Source organism: Pseudochrobactrum asaccharolyticum (assembly GCF_003314995.1).
GTDB lineage: Bacteria > Pseudomonadota > Alphaproteobacteria > Rhizobiales > Rhizobiaceae > Pseudochrobactrum > Pseudochrobactrum asaccharolyticum.
Genome location: NZ_QNRH01000001.1, coordinates 194,631 through 211,224 on the forward strand (window position 1 = coordinate 194,631; position 16,594 = coordinate 211,224).

Here is a 16,594-nt window from a genome sequence, read left to right on the forward strand (position 1 = left end):
GCTTATTTCACAACAATGCGGGCGCCGGCTTTAACGCGCGAGTGCAGGTCGATCACATCCTGATTGATCATGCGAATGCAACCGGCAGAAACACCGCGACCGATTGAGGACGGATTGTTTGTACCGTGAACGCGGTAGTAGGTATCGATACCATCTTTATGCATATACAGCGCACGGGCACCCATCGGGTTGCTTGGGCCGCCGTCAACGCCGTCTTTATAACGGCCATATTGCTGCGGATTACGTTTGATCATGCTTGGCGTTGGTGTCCAGCGCGGCCAGGCAGCTTTACGGGCAATAATAGCATCACCACCGTTAAAGGCACGCGCTACTGGGCCTACACCGACGGCATAGCGAATGGCCTTGCCTTCCGGCTGTACAAGATAAAGATAACGCGATGGCTGATCGACAACAATAGTACCTGGCTTTTCGTTGGTCTTGTAATCAACAACTGTGCGGCGGTGTTGCGGTTTCAGCTTGTTCAGATCAATGGCCGGAATCTGAAAATTCTGATCGGTCATGGCGCGATACATATAAGCTGCATCGCCATCAACAGCTGCGGTTTCTACAATAGCAGGTTCTGCTTTGACAACCGGCTCAGGGGCAGGGGCTGGTTCGGTAACAGTGGTATTAATAACCGGAACAGAATTTTGAACAGTCGTACAGGCTGAAAGGGCGAGGGCAAAACCTGCAAATAATGCTGATTTCAGTAGCGGGGCGTATGGTGGGGGTAAGACAGACAAAGCCGGCTCCAGTTTCTGGCGGATAAAGTCTTCCTGCTTATCCGCTATGCTTAAGGTTTTCTTAAGCGTCTACAAAGAGTTTACCGTTTGATCAATTATCTTTACAGAGAGTGTCCAATTGTCAGAGTGATGGTGTCTTTTTGGCAACGGTTATGGTTAACGCGTTGACTGTGTTCTCAAATCACCGGTTTTAGTAAATCCTGCCAACACAGTGCTGCCGGACTAGCCGGTCGTGCTGAGTTAGCGTGCTATGTGTTAATCTTTGTTGATCTGTGTTTTGAAGACGGCAATAGGTTGCGGCTTTGAAAAATAGTAGCCCTGCAAATATTCGACGCCTTTTTCCTGCAGGTAATTGGCTTGTTCAAGTGTCTCAATTCCTTCGGCGATAACTTTGAGCTTCAGCTGTCTGGAAAGGTCGATGATGCTCTGTAAGACATGGCAGGACAAATCATTGCTGCCAATGCCGGTGATGAAGCCGCGGTCGATCTTGAGCATGTCTGCCTGAAATTCTTTCAGATAATTCAGGTTGGAATGACCGACGCCGAAATCATCCAGTGCGATGAGGATACCTTCGGCACGAAGCGCACGGATTTGCGCCTGTAATGCCTCTGTCGGTACAATCGCTTCACGCTCTGTCAGTTCCAGTACCAGCCTGATTTTACCTGTCCTGAATTGCTGATAGAATTGCTTGCAGGTTGCTATGAGTTCCGGATCCGCAAGAAAATTTGCCGAGATATTGATGCTGACATGAAAATTCTCCGGCAAAGCATCCTGCAACGGCGCAAGCTCTCTGGCTGTACGCCGGATCAATGCCGTCGTCATTGGAATGATAAGACCGGAACGTTCCATAAATGGGATAAAACTATCGGGCGGAATGACGCCTTCCAGCGGATGCTCCCATCGGCTCAGGACTTCTGCACCGACATATTGATGGGTATCGGCTCGGACAATCGGCTGGTAATAGGGTGCAAATTCATCATTCTTGATTGCGCGTCTGCTCTCGGCCGAGATATTGCGCGCATTCATGGCCATGCGATTGGTTGCGAAGGCACTGATAGCACCAAAAACCAGTAGTAAGGCGAAAATCGGTGTATAGCGCGCAAAGACATAGTCGCGCAGGTCTCCCGGCTCAAAACCAGTCTCAACTGTGAACGGATATTTCGTTGATGTATCGACTGCGCAGACCTTGCCCTTTTCTTCTGTGTCATTCGCCCTGATCAGGCCATTCCGCCCGATACGCTGATTACCGATGACAACCGTTGATATAGGAGTCATTTCAATATGGTTGAGCAACTGCGTGATATATTCACCATTGATGCTGGCCAGAATTGAAGCTGAGTCTTTCTCCGTGCGATACATAAGAACCGGACGATCAGGAATGATACTGTTGCCTTGCACAAGAGCCAGTTTGTCCTGATAAAAATTTGGCACGTCCAGCGGTTTCGGACTGTTCCCGTAAATGGTGCTGCAACGCACAATATCACGGTCGGAAACCGACAATGACTGCACGAAAGAGGTGGATGCCGTTTGCAGGCGCAGTTTTTCAATAATCTCAGAGCATGGCCTGTCGACCATTGCCGCCGTTTCATCGGTCAAAGTTTTGGCATCGTCGAGGATGGTATTGAGCTGGTCAATGATCGTGCGACTGGCGGCATCAGATTTTTTATAAAGTGTTTTTTCCGCCTGCCAGAATATCAATGGCGTCCCTAAAAGCAGGGGAGTGAAAAATGCCAGTACGACAATCGCAACATGACCTGCTGTATACTTCTTTTTTCGAAATTTAAATTTATGGTGCCACATCGCCGAGACAGGCTTTCACAAAAGAGCTTTTGTGTATTCCTTACATGTAAAGTTGCTGGACGCAGTATAAGAATTGGTCTTTAAATTTAACATATCCTGATATTCTTATTTATATAGACAGTAAAACCAGACAAACGCATAATTTGCAGATGAAAAGATAAAAGCTGCAAGTTTTTGATCAGGTTTCAGACAGTTCTGAAAATGACAAGAAGCAAGTGCGTTTGAGGAAGATTTTGTAATCTTTCAACAGATGAAAACAGCTTGAATATGGGCTCTTGACTTCAACTGAGGGTGCTGTCTTTATCAGGGCTGTGGCGACGCTGAAAAACAGATTCCGCCGCGCTTTTTCTTTGTTACAGAGTTGAAATGACAGGGCCGAGATTGCTGACTTTTTTTGTCGTTAATCACATGATGGAACATTTCTCAGGACTCGACATCGGGTAGTTTTCCGATGCGGGGCTGATGCCCTTTCTGCACGTTAAAATCTCAATCATTCTGCTATGCCGTCAGAGCATTTCACATTCAAGTTGGATCAATTTGAATGGTATGCCATTGCGACAAACTAAAGAATATAGAGCGCCATGATCCGATCTGGATGTAAACCGCTCTGGGTATTTTTTGGTAACAGGCGCATTGCGCCCTGATTTTATCCGGTTGTCCGTTTTCTGACGGATTGCCGGACTGAATGGTTTTGATCCCGTGCTGTCTGCCGCAGACGCTTAGCCCGCAGTCATCGTTATTTTTCAAACAGGCTCACTGTATTCCTCACCGGTTTACCGATGCATCGGTGTGCCGTGCGATTTGCTGCGCCTGTGTGTTTCCAAAAATCAAAGGAGCAAACATTGCATCTTACACCTCATGAAACTGACAAGCTGATGCTTGTAACCACCGGTCAGTTGGCACAGCGCCGTCTCGCTCGCGGCCTGCGTCTGAATTATCCGGAAGCCGTGGCTCTGATCTCACTGGTGATGCTGGAGCTGATCCGCGACGGTCAGCATTCAGTTGCGCAACTGATGCATCTTGGCAGCACAATTCTTGGTAAGCGCGAAGTGATGTCGGGCGTGGCCGAGATGATTGAAGATGTGCAGATTGAAGGCACCTTCAGAGACGGCACAAAACTGGTTGCCGTGCGTACACCTATCAGCGCTGCTAAAGGCGACATGAAACTGGCACTCTATGGCAGCTTTCTGCCTGTTCCTGAGAAGATGCAGGATGATGAAGAGATCGGCATTGCCGGTCAGGTTGTCTGCGCTGAGGGTGATATTGCGCTCAATGAAGGACGCGAAACTGTTACGATCAGCGTCACCAATACTGATAGCCGTCCGGTACAGATCGGCAGCCATTTCAACTTTGTTGAAACCAATCCGCGTCTGAAATTCGACCGTGAAGCAGCTTATGGCAAGCGTCTGGATATTCCTGCGGGGCTGGCTGTGCGCTTTGAGCCGGGTGAAACCAAGGACGTTACACTGGTCGCGATTTCCGGCAATCAGATCATTCGCGGCGGCAATAATCTGGTCGATGGTGCGGTGGATGCGGACAATAAAGCGCGCACACTTTCCCGCGTGAGTGAGCGGGCTTTTGCCGACAGCCGCAATGCTGAATGAGCACTTTCATCATAATTTCAAACAATAATTTAAGCTTGCAGGGTGCCGGAGATGCTGTCGCACCGCGCTCTGCCGATAAGGATAAAACATGGTCTATAAAATAACCCGTGCAGATTACGCCAAGTTCTTCGGCCCGACCAAGGGCGACAAAGTCCGTCTGGGCGATACTAATCTCTATGCGGAAGTCGAGCACGATTACACTGTCTATGGTGATGAGTGCATCTTCGGTTCCGGTAAGGTCATTCGTGATGGTATGGGGCAGGCCACCGGTGTCAGCAGTGACAAGGCTCTGGATTGCATCATTACCAATGCGCTGATCATTGATTATACCGGCATTGTTAAAGCAGATATCGGTATCAAGGACGGTAAAATCGCCGGTATCGGCAAAGCCGGTAATCCGGATATCATGGCCGGTGTGCATCCTGATCTGGTGATCGGGGTCAATACAGAAGTGATCTCGGGTGAAGGCTGTATCGTTACCGCCGGTGGTATTGATACCCACTTCCATTATATCACGCCGTCACAGCCGATTACCTCGATTGCCAGCGGGCTGACCACTGTGCTTGGCGGCGGTACCGGTCCTGCAACAGGCTCGATGGCGACGACCTGCACGCCAAATCCGAACTATCTGCATAATATGATGCAGGCGACCGATGATTTGCCGCTCAATGTGATCTTTACCGGTCGTGGCAGCTCATCCCGTCCTGAAGGTATGCGTGAACAGGTTCTGGCCGGTGCTGCTGGTTTGAAGCTACATGAGGACTGGGGCACAACACCGGCAGCCATTGCAACCTGTATGGATATGGCCGACGAATATGACATTCAGGTCACTATTCACATGGATTCCGTCAATGAAAGCTGCACGGTGGAAGATTCCATCAAGGCTTTTGGCGGTCGTTCGATCCATGCCTATCATGCGGAAGGTGCGGGCGGCGGTCATGCGCCTGATCTGATGCGTATCTGTGCTGAGGCCAATGTGCTGACCAGCTCCACCACGCCGACACTGCCTTACACTGTGAATACGGTGGAAGAGCATCTCGATATGCTGATGGTCTGTCATCATCTGGATAAGAATATTCCGGAAGATGTGGCATTCGCGGCCAGCCGTATCCGCGCCAATACAATTGCTGCCGAAGGTGTGCTGCATGATATCGGTGCGATTTCCATGATGACCTCTGACAGTCAGGCGATGGGACGCGGTGGTGAGGTGATCATGCGCACATGGCAGGTTGCTGATCAGATGAAAGCGCAGCGCGGAAGTCTGCCGCAGGATGGTGCGGGAAATGATAATTTCCGTATCAAACGCTATATCGCCAAATATACTATCAATCCGGCAATTGCCCACGGTATCAGCCATCTTATCGGTTCGGTTGAGACAGGCAAAGTCGCGGATCTGGTGCTGTGGAAACCGGCATTCTTCGGCCAGCGTCCGGAACTGGTGATGAAAAGTGGTTTCATCGCCTATGCGCAGATAGGCGATGCCAATGCTTCAATCCCGACACCGCAGCCGGTGATTATGCGTCCGATGTTCGGTGCATTGTCGTCCGGTATCGGCAAGACCTCCATCCTGTTCGTCAGTCAGGCATCGGTCAATGATGGCAATGTGCTGAATCTCGGATTGAAAAAGCGCATTGAGCCGGTCGTTAAATGCCGCGGCCTGACCAAGGCTGACATGAAGCTCAATGATGCATTGCCGAAAATCACTGTTGATCCGAAGACTTATAAAGTCAGTGTTGATGGTGCTGAAGTCGGTGCCGAACCGGTTTCTGTTGTGCCGCTCGCACAGCGCTACAACCTGTTCTGATCAATATTAGCGAGAAAAACACGCCGTATATTCTTTATGCGGCGTGTATACAGTGTTGCTTCTGTTTTTAAGCTGCAGATAAGCTTCTCTCTTTATGGCTGACCAATCAAGTTTTGTTTAGTTGAAGCTTATTGGTAAAGACTAGCCAAGTGACCATTCTTGCATCATCTGTATGCAGCGTCATGGTGCAGGGAAGTAAGAGCAGTGAACACGAACAGTTCTAATTTAGCCGTGGCCTATATGGCTGCATTTATCTTTATTTTGCTGATGGTGGCTGCGGCCATTATTTTTCAGGATGCCGAGATTATTCTGCCGGAAATTGCTGCTATGGCAGTGGCGCTTTGGGTGTGGCGTGAAAAAGGCTGGATGCGTCAGCCGGAAAAGATTTTCATTCTGCCATCCCTGACGGCTCTGGTTGGTTTTGGCATTAATCTGCTTGAAATTTCCTATATATCAAAAATCATAATCGTATTGGTGCTGATGCTGGTTGTGATGCAGTTGCTGCAATATAGTCTGGCACCGGCACTGGCGACCGGTCTGCTGCCAATTGTGACCAATGCAACGCATTTTTCGTTTCTCGCAGCAATTTTTGTGACAACTTTTATGCTGATGCTGGGTGTCTATCTGCTTAAGCTCAACGAGGGCGTGTCCCAGGAGGCGCCGCTCAAGCATAAATATATGCTGATTTATTTGCTGCTGCATCTGGTGTGGATCGGCATTGTTGTGCTGGCGGGTTATCCGCAAATGGCGATTATTCCGCCGGTGACTGTGGTGGTTTATGAGGCGCTGCATATGCCAATGTATATGCGCAAAATGGCGCTGAAACAGATTGCTGTTCTGACCTTATCCGCCGTTATTGGCACTGTGCTATTTATGGCGCTGGATAATTGGCTGCTGATTGTTGCCTTGGATATGGCGCTGATTTACGGATTGCTGCATTTGTTTCAGGCGCGTATTCCGGCAGCCTATGCGTTTCCGCTGTTGCCGTTTGTCTTTCCTGCGCAATTTGTTCCGCAGTTGCCATATGCAGCGGCAGTGGTTTCTGTGTTTTTCTTCTCTCTGGTATTTGCCTATAAGACCTATGAAAAACAGCAGAATATGAAACTACAGCAGCAAGCCGCAGAGTAACATGGTGTCGGAGCACCAATCTGATCGTGCCTTATTTGCACACAACAGATTGCTCCCGATCAGATAAAACGAGCTCTCCCTGCGAGATTCAGTGCATAAAACCTCCGGAATGCGGGAAAACCGGGCTGATGGATTTACGTCAGCCCGCTAATCTGATAATGGCAAAAATGTGGCAATGTTATGAATCGCCGGTAATGGCGCGCAATAACAGGTCGTCTCCCGCAGCCTGTCACCATGTGGTGTCCGGATTTTGTGAGGGGGCATATCATCTGCAAGACGTCAGGACGCCTTCTCAAAAAAAGACTGACAGGGAGCAACCATGCTGGAAAAATTCTTCAAATTGCAGGAACACAAAACCAATGTGCGCACAGAAGTGCTCGCTGGTCTGACAACGTTCCTCACGATGTCCTACATCATTTTCGTTAATCCGGACATTCTGTCCTCCACCGGCATGGACCGGAACGCGATTTTCGTCGCGACCTGTCTTGCTGCCGCGCTTGGTTCAATCGTCATGGCATTCGTCGCCAACTGGCCGATTGGTATGGCGCCGGGCATGGGGCTGAATGCGTTCTTCGCTTTCACAGTTGTCGGCGCTATGGGCTTTACCTGGCAGCAGGCGCTTGGTGCGGTTTTCATCTCCGGCGTGATCTTCTTCATCCTCACCATCTCCGGTATCCGCAGCTGGCTGGTTGATGGTATTCCAAAATCCCTGCGCAGTGCGATTGCTGTCGGTATCGGCATGTTCCTTGCGCTGGTTGGTATGAAAAGCTCCGGCATTATCGTCGGCAGCGAAGCAACCTTCATCACCCTCGGCGATCTGACCAAAACCGGCCCGCTGCTGGCGATCTTCGGTTTCTTCGTTATGGCTGTTCTGGATGCACTGAAAATTCGCGGTTCGATCCTGATCGGTATTCTCGTGGTAACCGTTCTGTCGATCATGCTCGGTGTAAGCCAGTTTCAGGGCGTATTCTCCGCACCGCCAAGCCTGATGCCGACATTCCTGCAGCTCGATGTTATGGGCGCACTGCATGTGGGCTTCCTGCAGGTTATTCTGGTTTTCGTTCTGGTTGAAGTTTTCGATGCAACCGGTACGCTGATCGGTGTGAGTAAGCGTGCAGGTCTTATTCCTGAAGGCAAGCCAAACCGCCTCAACCGCGCTCTGTTCGCAGACAGCACCGCAATTATCGGTGGTTCCATCATCGGTACCAGCTCGACAACGGCTTATGTTGAAAGTGCTTCGGGCGTACAGGCCGGCGGTCGTACAGGTCTGACAGCTCTGGTTGTTGCAATCTTGTTCCTCGCAGCTCTTTTCATAGCACCGCTGGCCGGTTCCGTACCTGCCTATGCAACTGCACCGGCTCTGATTTACGTTGCCTGTCTGATGATGCGCGAAATGTCGGAAATCGAGTGGGATGATGTAACCGAAGCTGCACCGGCTGCTTTGACAGCTCTGGGCATTCCTTTCACCTATTCGATCGCAAACGGTCTGGCATTTGGCTTTATCAGCTATGTTATTCTGAAAGCGGGTTCGGGCAAATGGCGCGTCATTCATCCGGCAACATGGATTGTTGCGGCTCTGTTTGTCATCCGCTTTGCTTATGTTCACTAACAGCTAAGCAGCGTTCAATAAAGATTTGGTTGAGCCGCGAAGCAGAACAGCTTCGCGGCTCAACTCATTTTATTGTTACATGAGATCACACTCGATCTTCATCAATGGTCATGATACAGCATGGTATTGACTTACAGGCACCGGCTTTATTCGTCCGGCTTTTGTCTGAACTTATACCACAACAAAATAAGAGTGTTTTCCTGAGGTGTCAGGCCGGAAAATACTTTGCTCGCGCCGGTACACCGGAGAAAAGCTGTCGGGAGGCGGCTGATTATGACTGCAATGACGCAGACACAAACAGGCAGCCGCTGGGGCAGGGAGATCGTCTCTTCCTTTAAGCTCGGCTGGCCGCTGATCTTTACCAATCTTTCGCAGGCTGCACTGACAGCTACGGATGTGATCCTGATCGGCCGTCTTGGTGCCGATACGCTGGCTGCTGCCGTGCTGACCACCAGCTTTTATCATTCGATGATGATCTTCTGTATGGGGTTGGTTTCTGCGACACTGCCGATGATGGCAATGGCGCTTGGCCGCAATCGTCATTCGGTGCGCGATGTGCGCCGTACCGTACGTCAGGGCTTCTGGACGGCGATTATTATCTGTATTCCGTTCTGGATACTGCTCTGGAATGCGGAATCCGTTTTCCTGTTTATGGGGCAGCGGCCGGATATTGCCGCACATTCTGTGCAGATGATGCACACGCTGCAATGGGCGATGCTGCCTTATCTCGGCTATATCGGCCTGCGTTCGTTTCTGGCGGCAATGGAGCGTCCGCTCTGGACATTGCTGATCGCAGCCTTTGCTATCGTGTTTAATGCGATTGCCGCCTATAGCCTGATTTTCGGCAAGTTCGGTATGCCGGAACTGGGCATTCGCGGTGCCGGTATTGCCACCACTGCATCAAGCTGGATGATGTTCTTCGGTCTGGTTGTGGTTGTCAGCACTCATAAAAAATTCCGCCGTTACCGTCTGTTCGGACGTTTCTGGCGCCCTGACTGGCCACGCTTCATTGAACTGTGGCGCATCGGTCTGCCAATGGCGCTGACCTTTGCCTTTGAAACCACGATCTTCTATGCGGCTGTGCTGATGATGGGTAAAATCAGCCCGACATCGTTGGCGGCTCATGCTGTCGCCATGCAGATCGCTTCGCTGAGTTTCATGGTGCCGCTTGGTTTCGGGCAGGTCGCAACGGTTCGCGTTGGTCGTGCCTATGGTGCGGGCAATCGTGAGGCCGTCGCCTATGCCGGCTGGAGTGCCTATGCACTGGGTGTCGGCTTTATGGGCTTTATGGGGTTGATGATGATCCTGATGCCGAAGGTCTTTATCAGTGCGTTTTTGGATATTAACGATCCGGCCAATGCTGAGGTGATCAGGCTTTGCGTATCCTTCCTTGCTTTTGCTGCACTGTTCCAGATTGTTGACGGGGCGCAGGCGGTAGCTGCCGGTATGTTGCGTGGCTTGCGTGATACACGTATTCCGATGTTTCTGGCGCTGCTCGGCTATTGGGGGGTCGGCCTGCCGCTTGGTGCACTGCTTGCCTTTACCTTTAATTTTGAAGGGGTCGGCGTGTGGATCGGGCTGGCCAGCGGTCTGGCAATTGTTGCGGTGCTGATGACACAACGCTGGATGCGGCGGGATAAACTCAGTAATGTAATTTACGTCTGATAAAAAAGGCCGCGGAACGGATCAGTTCCGCGGCCTTCTTAATTTCAGATCAATACTTATTTGCGCATTGAATCCAGAACTTCGTGATTATTCGCAACATCCTGCGCTTTTGCATAGCTTTCCATCAGCAGCTGGTAGTGCGGGAAAATCAGGGTATAGACTTTCGCCCATTCAAGCGCGTCTTCACGGTTCCATGTACGCTGGATTTCCGAAGCCACAGCTGCAGTATCCATAGGGATAACGCCTGCCTGTGTGATACGGGCCAGAGTGATTTCCTGCGCCATTTTGGAATAGGTGCCGGAAGCATCAATCACTGCGAAAACCTTGTAGCCGTCATAAACAGCGGAGATTGACGGGAAGGCCATGCAAACGCTGGTGATTGTACCGGCGATAATCAGGGTTTTGCGGCCTGTTGCTTTAACAGCGGCAACAAATTCCGGATTGTCCCATGCATTGATCTCGCCTTTACGGGCAACATATTGAGCGTGCGGTGCGCTTTCATGAATTTCAGGGATCAGCGGGCCGTTCGGGCCCTGCGGCACGGATGCGGTCGTGATCACCGGCATTTTGGCCAGAGTTGCAATTTTGGCCAGAGCTGTGGCGCGGGCGCGCAGTTCAGTCATCGGCATGTCGCCCACGGTCTGGAACAGGCCGCTCTGATGATCGATCAGCAGCATAACTGCATCTTCAGGATCAATAACCGGACGCTGGCCGCCAAAATTCGCAATCGTTGCTGGAAGGTTCATTTTAATTTCTCCTTGAGGTTAAGAGGGGCATGTTATTCTCAGCTGCGGCTCTCATAAGGACGAGCAGTTTCAGGAAAAGTGGAAACCGGTTTTCCGTTCGAAACTGCGGTGGGACTAATCGGGTAATGTGAGACCCGCAACGCATGGCCGGCATCCGGTCATGGAGCTGGTATGGTTCCGAACTTACCGCTCTGAAAGTCGCGCAGAGCGGCATTGATTTCCTGTGTGGTATTCATGACGAACGGGCCGTGCATAACGATTGGTTCGTTAATCGGTTCTCCGCTGAGAAGCAGGAATGCAGCATCATTGGCAGCATCAATCCGGACGTCCTCACCTTCACGGTTCAGAAGAACGAGCTGAGCCTCGGTGGCCTGCTTGTCATTGTTGATTGTGATTGTTCCGCTGAGCACGACCAGCATGGCCGTATGGCCTTCCGGAATGTTCAGAGAGCTGCTGGCGTTTTGTTTGAGCCGCACATCCCAGAGGTTAATGGGTGTGAAGGTGCGGGCAGGGCCTTTGATTTTGCCAAACTGACCGGCTATAACCCGTAAACTGCCTGCTTTGTCCGCCAGTTCAACGACAGGAATGTCTGATTTGAGCAGGCTTTGATAACCGGGCTCTGCATTCTTGTCTTTGGCGGGAAGATTGACCCAGAGCTGAACCATTTGCAGGGTTCCGCCTGATTGGGTGAAAGCACGGGAGTGGAATTCTTCGTGCAATATGCCTTTGGCAGCCGTCATCCACTGCACGTCACCGGCACCTATAATTCCGCCATTTCCTGTTGAATCGCGGTGTTCTACTTCACCCTGATAAACAATGGTGACGGTTTCAAAACCACGATGCGGATGAATGCCGACGCCACGCCGGTGATCCGAGCCTTTTTCGGCCGGTGCGAATTCCGCAGGACCTGCATAATCCAGCAGCAGAAACGGACTGACATGCTCGCCGTGGCTGGCATGGGAAAACATTGAGCGCACAGGAAAGCCGTCGCCAACCCAGTGCGGGCGGGGGCTGCTGTAAACGCCTAATACCTTTCTCATTGTCTGTCTCCTGTTGTCACTTGCAGCAAATGCTGTGTGTGTGTTGATGACAGGAAGATATGAGTGGGACAAAAAATGCGATAGTCAGCAAAAATGCACTACAATGTCTGAAATATGAGACAATGGTATAGCGCTTTACGATAATACGATTATATTCCATTTCATGAATGATGACGCAGGGAGTTTCCATGCAGGATCTGAATGATCTGAGATTTTTTGTTGTTGTGGTCGAGCAGGGCGGTTTTGCTGCCGCCGCACGCAAGCTGAATATGCCGCGCTCCCGTCTCAGCCGCCGCATCGGTCTGCTGGAAGAAAGTCTCGGTGTACGGCTGATCCAGCGCACTACGCGCCATTTCGCAGTAACGGAAATCGGACAGGAATATTACCGCCATTGCGTTGCTATGCTGGTGGAGGCCGAGGCTGCGCAGGAAGTCATCGACCGGATGCGCTCTGAACCACAGGGCGTGGTACGGGTGAGCTGCCCGTCATCGATGATCTATTTCCAGATCGGCGATCTGATTGCGCGTTTCATGAAAGAAAACCCGAAGGTTGATGTGTTGCTGGAAAGTACCAATCGTCGCGTAGATGTGTTGCGCGAGGGTTTTGATCTGGCAATCCGTGTCCGCTTTCCGCCGCTTGATGACAGTGATCTGGTGATCCGCAAACTGGCAGAAAGCCCGCAGCGACTTGTCGCCAGCCCTTCGGTGATTGCTGATATTAACCGGCCGCTTGTGCCTGCCGATCTGGCAGAATTGCCAAGCATGGCTTGGGATCCGCAGCGTGCAGATCATGAATGGTGTCTCGAAAAGGCTGATGGTGCAACAGCGAGAGTGCATCACAAACCGCGTCTGATTACGGAAGATATGGTGGCATTGCGTATGGCTGCGCTGCATGGCGTTGGTGTGTGCCAGTTGCCGACAATGGTCATTCGTGAGGATTTGCGCGAGGGACGACTGGTGGATGTACTGCCGGAATGGGCGCCGCGCACCGGTATCCTGCATGCGGCTTTCCCGTCGCGTCGCGGGTTGTTGCCGTCAGTACGCTCATTGCTGGATTTTCTGGGCGCAGAATACACGAAACTGGCACGGGAAGAAACCGATTACAGCCTGACTTAAGCTCTCCGCAAAGCCGGAAATCACAATTGATGCTGCCCGGTAAACGGCTGGGCAGCGATCATATAGAAAGCAACTGCCTCGAGATGTAGATCAACACGATGGCGATCTGAATCTTTGGATGCTTAAAGAATGCTGCCAGAGCACATAAACTCAGAGTGACGGATGCGTGAAGCAGCAGAGTGGAGCTGATATTACCTCCGGCAACAATGGCTTTGGAAATATCGATAATCCAGGTCAGGGCCAGAAGCGTAAAAAACCAATACCGGCGCTGAATGAAAAAATCCTGATAGCCTTTATATTCTGCAATATCGTCAGGAAATAACAGTGCGGTCATCAAAAACAGCGTAATCGCATAACCAATCTGGAATGCAAATGCGACGAAAGTCCATTCAACGTCTTTGCTGAGCCGGACACCCCACCACCAGAACAAAATAAGTTCCAGCAACATGGAAAAGACCCATAGCAAGTGCAGGGCTGAAATCCGGTTTCGCTTTGGATGCTGAAGAAATCTGGCTACGCCGGATAAGATACGCGCTATTGAGAGACTTATGATCATCGCAATCAAAATGCGGACATGTGTGAAGATCTCAATAAACTGCGTTGCTTCCATTAAAAGATATCTAACCTTCTGAGGCCATGTGAATGTATTTAGGCGGCCGTTTTGAAGCCAATATTTACAGCGTTTATCGGGATAGCCTAAATCAAATGATTGCCAAACGCTAATACTGAATAAAATTATCCATAAAGTATTCTTTGCAGCAGAAACCGCGCTACCATGATGGAAGTTGCAGAGGGTTATAATAAAAAGGGCACCATATGGTGCCCTTTTTCGTCTTGGGAGCTAGAGCGCCGTGTGCCAGACATGGCACACAAAGGTCGCTCTAAATTTTAAATGAGAGCATAATTTTATCTTAAACTGGTTACAGTTTAAGAAATTATGCTCTATGCCGGTTTCCAGCGCAGTAAGCGCATGGCATTGGCTGTCACCAGAACCGTGGCGCCGGTATCTGCCAGAATGGCTGGCCACAGACCGGTAATGCCGAGAATTGTGGTAATCAGGAACACCACCTTCAGGCCAATAGCGAGCGTAATATTCTGCTTGATATTCGCCATCGTGCTTTTCGACAGGTCAATCATATGAGCGACATCGCTGACACGACCATGCATGATCGCAGCATCGGCAGTTTCCAGCGCCACATCAGTGCCGCCGCCCATAGCGATGCCAAGATCGGCTGCGGCTAGAGCCGGAGCGTCATTGATACCGTCACCGACTTTGGCAACGATCTGCTTATTAGCCTTCAGTTCACCCACCACACGGCGCTTGTCTTCCGGCATCATTTCCGCATGGACTTCCATGCCGAGATCACGGCCGATTGCTTCAGCTGTGCGGCGGTTGTCACCGGTCAGCATGATGGTGCGGATACCCTGCGCTTGCAAAGCTTTGATGCCCTGACGTGCATCTTCACGCGGCTCATCACGCATGGCGATACCACCGGCAAGCTGCTCGCCGATCATTAGCAGGGAAACGGTCTTGCCCTGATCATTCATATCGGCAATGCGCTTCTGATCCGCATCCGAGATGGTGGTCTTCGCCGCGATGGCTTTCGGCGAGGCCAGCAGAATGACTTTACCGTCAACGGTGCCGGATACGCCTTTACCGCCAAGCGCTGCACCGTCATGCATTTGTGGCAGAGCGATCTTGCGATCTTCCGCAGCCTTGAGAATAGCAACGGCAAGCGGATGGCTTGAACCCTGTTCAACGGCTGCAGCATAGCGCAGAACTTCTTCTTCCGAGCTACCAAAGGCGATAATGTCTGTAACAACCGGCTTGCCTTGAGTGAGCGTTCCGGTCTTGTCAAAGGCAGCTGCGGTCACGTGGCCTGCACTTTCCAGCACTGCACCACCCTTCATCAGCAGGCCGCGGCGTGCACCGGAAGAAAGACCCGCAGCAATAGCGGCAGGGGTTGAAATAACCAGAGCGCAAGGGCAACCGATCAGCAGAATAGCAAGACCTTTATAGACCCACTCACTCCAGTCACCGCCGGCAACAAGCGGCGGTATAATAGCAACCAGAGCAGCAAGGATCATCACCGCAGGCGTGTACCAGACCGAGAACCGGTCGATAAAACGCTCGGTCGGGGCTTTGGATTCCTGTGCTTCTTCAACCTGCGCGATAATGCGGGCAATGGTATTGTTCTGCGCAGTGGCAGTGACCTTAACGCGCAGCACCGCATCAGCATTGATCGTACCGGCAAAAACCTTATCGCCCGGTTCTTTATTCTTAGGCGTGCTTTCACCGGTTACAGGGGCTTCATCAACCGCACTGTTGCCGCTGATCACTTCACCATCGGCTGCAATCCGGTCGCCCGGACGCACCAGAATAATCGCACCAAGGGCAACACTTGCCGCATCCTGTTCGATAATCTGACCGTCTTTTTCGACGCGGGCAGTTTTTGGCACCAGATCGGCAAGACCGCGAATAGAATTGCGGGCACGTCGTGCCGCCACGCCTTCGAGAAGCTCACCGATCAGGAACAGGAAGACAACCATTGCGGCTTCTTCCACAGCACCGATAAACAGCGCGCCGACAGCGGCAACGGTCATCAGTGTTTCAATAGAGAAGGGCGTGCCGAAACGGGCACCGGCCAAAGCACGGCGGGCAATCGGCACCAGTCCCACCAGCATCGCTGCGGAGAAAATATAGAGGTCATATTGCGGCACAAAATGACCGATAATATAGGCCGCAACCAATGCAGCGCCTGCCGCAATGGTCAGCTTGGCTTTGCCCTGCTGCCACCATGGCTTATTGTCTTCATCTGTGCCGTGGTCATGCATATGCAGCGGTGAGGTCTCTTTGATCTTTTTCTGCTTCTGCCCATATGCATGATCGTGACTCTGACTTTTATGATCATGTGCGCTGTGATCGTGATCGCTGTGGTCATGCCCAGCGTGATCATGATTATGGTGGCTATGATCGTGGTCATGATCGCCGGAGCAGACATGCGTTTCGGTTTCCGGCTCTGTAACAGCAGCGCCCTGATTGGCCCCCATATAGCTGGATTTATAGCCGAGTTTTTTCAGCTGGCCGGTAATGGCATCGGCTTCAACGCCATTATGGGTTACAGTCATGGTGCCTTTGGTGACCGAAACATTAACGTCGCTGATCTGCTTGCCGAGGCGGCGCACAGCGGTATCAATTTTCATGGCGCAGGAGGCGCAATCCATGCCTTCGACGCGGAATTTATCCTGACGGACGGGACCGGACATCTCCAATTTCCTTTTCTCTTGCATCTTTTGAGAAACACCCTAAATGCTCTAGTGGCTATAGGAGCAAGCGCAA

At 51.3% G+C, this 16,594-nt stretch carries 12 protein-coding genes; 6 read left to right on the forward strand and 6 right to left on the reverse strand.

Features of this window, described 5'->3' with window-relative positions:
* Positions 1–2: 2 nt before the first annotated feature.
* Both DFR47_RS00840 and DFR47_RS00845 read right to left on the reverse strand, forming a co-directional pair.
* On the reverse strand, positions 3–743 hold the full coding sequence (locus DFR47_RS00840; protein ID WP_245416399.1) for a L,D-transpeptidase: 741 nt from the start codon (positions 741–743) through the stop codon (positions 3–5).
* 255 nt (positions 744–998) lie between these two features.
* On the reverse strand, positions 999–2,441 hold the full coding sequence (locus tag DFR47_RS00845; protein ID WP_170137414.1) for an EAL domain-containing protein: 1,443 nt from the start codon (positions 2,439–2,441) through the stop codon (positions 999–1,001).
* Between the two features lie 944 nt (positions 2,442–3,385).
* Between DFR47_RS00845 and ureB the strand changes: the two genes are divergently transcribed.
* The 5 genes from ureB (at position 3,386) to DFR47_RS00870 (ending at position 10,353) form a co-directional block, all read left to right on the forward strand.
* Positions 3,386–4,147: an urease subunit beta gene (ureB, locus tag DFR47_RS00850; RefSeq protein WP_113942531.1), complete on the forward strand. Its 762-nt coding sequence runs from the start codon at positions 3,386–3,388 to the stop codon at positions 4,145–4,147.
* Positions 4,148–4,235: 88 nt separating this feature from the next.
* Positions 4,236–5,951 carry an urease subunit alpha gene (gene ureC, locus DFR47_RS00855; RefSeq protein ID WP_113942532.1) on the forward strand — a complete coding sequence of 572 codons (1,716 nt, stop codon included), beginning with the start codon at positions 4,236–4,238 and terminating at the stop codon, positions 5,949–5,951.
* Between the two features lie 204 nt (positions 5,952–6,155).
* Positions 6,156–7,079: a hypothetical protein gene (locus tag DFR47_RS00860; RefSeq protein ID WP_210207240.1), complete on the forward strand. Its 924-nt coding sequence runs from the start codon at positions 6,156–6,158 to the stop codon at positions 7,077–7,079.
* A 319-nt stretch (positions 7,080–7,398) separates the two neighbouring features.
* Positions 7,399–8,688: an NCS2 family permease gene (locus tag DFR47_RS00865; protein WP_113942533.1), complete on the forward strand. Its 1,290-nt coding sequence runs from the start codon at positions 7,399–7,401 to the stop codon at positions 8,686–8,688.
* A gap of 282 nt (positions 8,689–8,970) precedes the next feature.
* Positions 8,971–10,353: an MATE family efflux transporter gene (locus tag DFR47_RS00870; RefSeq protein WP_113943160.1), complete on the forward strand. Its 1,383-nt coding sequence runs from the start codon at positions 8,971–8,973 to the stop codon at positions 10,351–10,353.
* Between the two features lie 56 nt (positions 10,354–10,409).
* On the opposite strand, the gene DFR47_RS00875 is transcribed toward DFR47_RS00870, so the two are convergent.
* Complete coding sequence (locus DFR47_RS00875) at positions 10,410–11,099, reverse strand: hydrolase (protein WP_113942534.1); 690 nt, start codon at positions 11,097–11,099, stop codon at positions 10,410–10,412.
* A gap of 158 nt (positions 11,100–11,257) precedes the next feature.
* The gene (locus DFR47_RS00880) at positions 11,258–12,139 is read right to left on the reverse strand and encodes a pirin family protein (protein ID WP_113942535.1); all 882 of its coding nucleotides are present in this window, start codon (positions 12,137–12,139) and stop codon (positions 11,258–11,260) included.
* Positions 12,140–12,327: 188 nt separating this feature from the next.
* Between DFR47_RS00880 and DFR47_RS00885 the strand changes: the two genes are divergently transcribed.
* The gene (locus DFR47_RS00885) at positions 12,328–13,254 is read left to right on the forward strand and encodes a LysR family transcriptional regulator (RefSeq protein WP_113942536.1); all 927 of its coding nucleotides are present in this window, start codon (positions 12,328–12,330) and stop codon (positions 13,252–13,254) included.
* A gap of 58 nt (positions 13,255–13,312) precedes the next feature.
* Here the strand turns inward: DFR47_RS00885 and DFR47_RS00890 are convergent, their stop codons facing one another.
* Complete coding sequence (locus DFR47_RS00890; RefSeq protein ID WP_113942537.1) at positions 13,313–13,702, reverse strand: hypothetical protein; 390 nt, start codon at positions 13,700–13,702, stop codon at positions 13,313–13,315.
* 494 nt (positions 13,703–14,196) lie between these two features.
* Positions 14,197–16,521, reverse strand: a complete 2,325-nt coding sequence (locus tag DFR47_RS00895) for a heavy metal translocating P-type ATPase (RefSeq protein ID WP_113942538.1) — start codon at positions 16,519–16,521, stop codon at positions 14,197–14,199.
* Between the last annotated feature and the right edge of the window lie 73 nt (positions 16,522–16,594).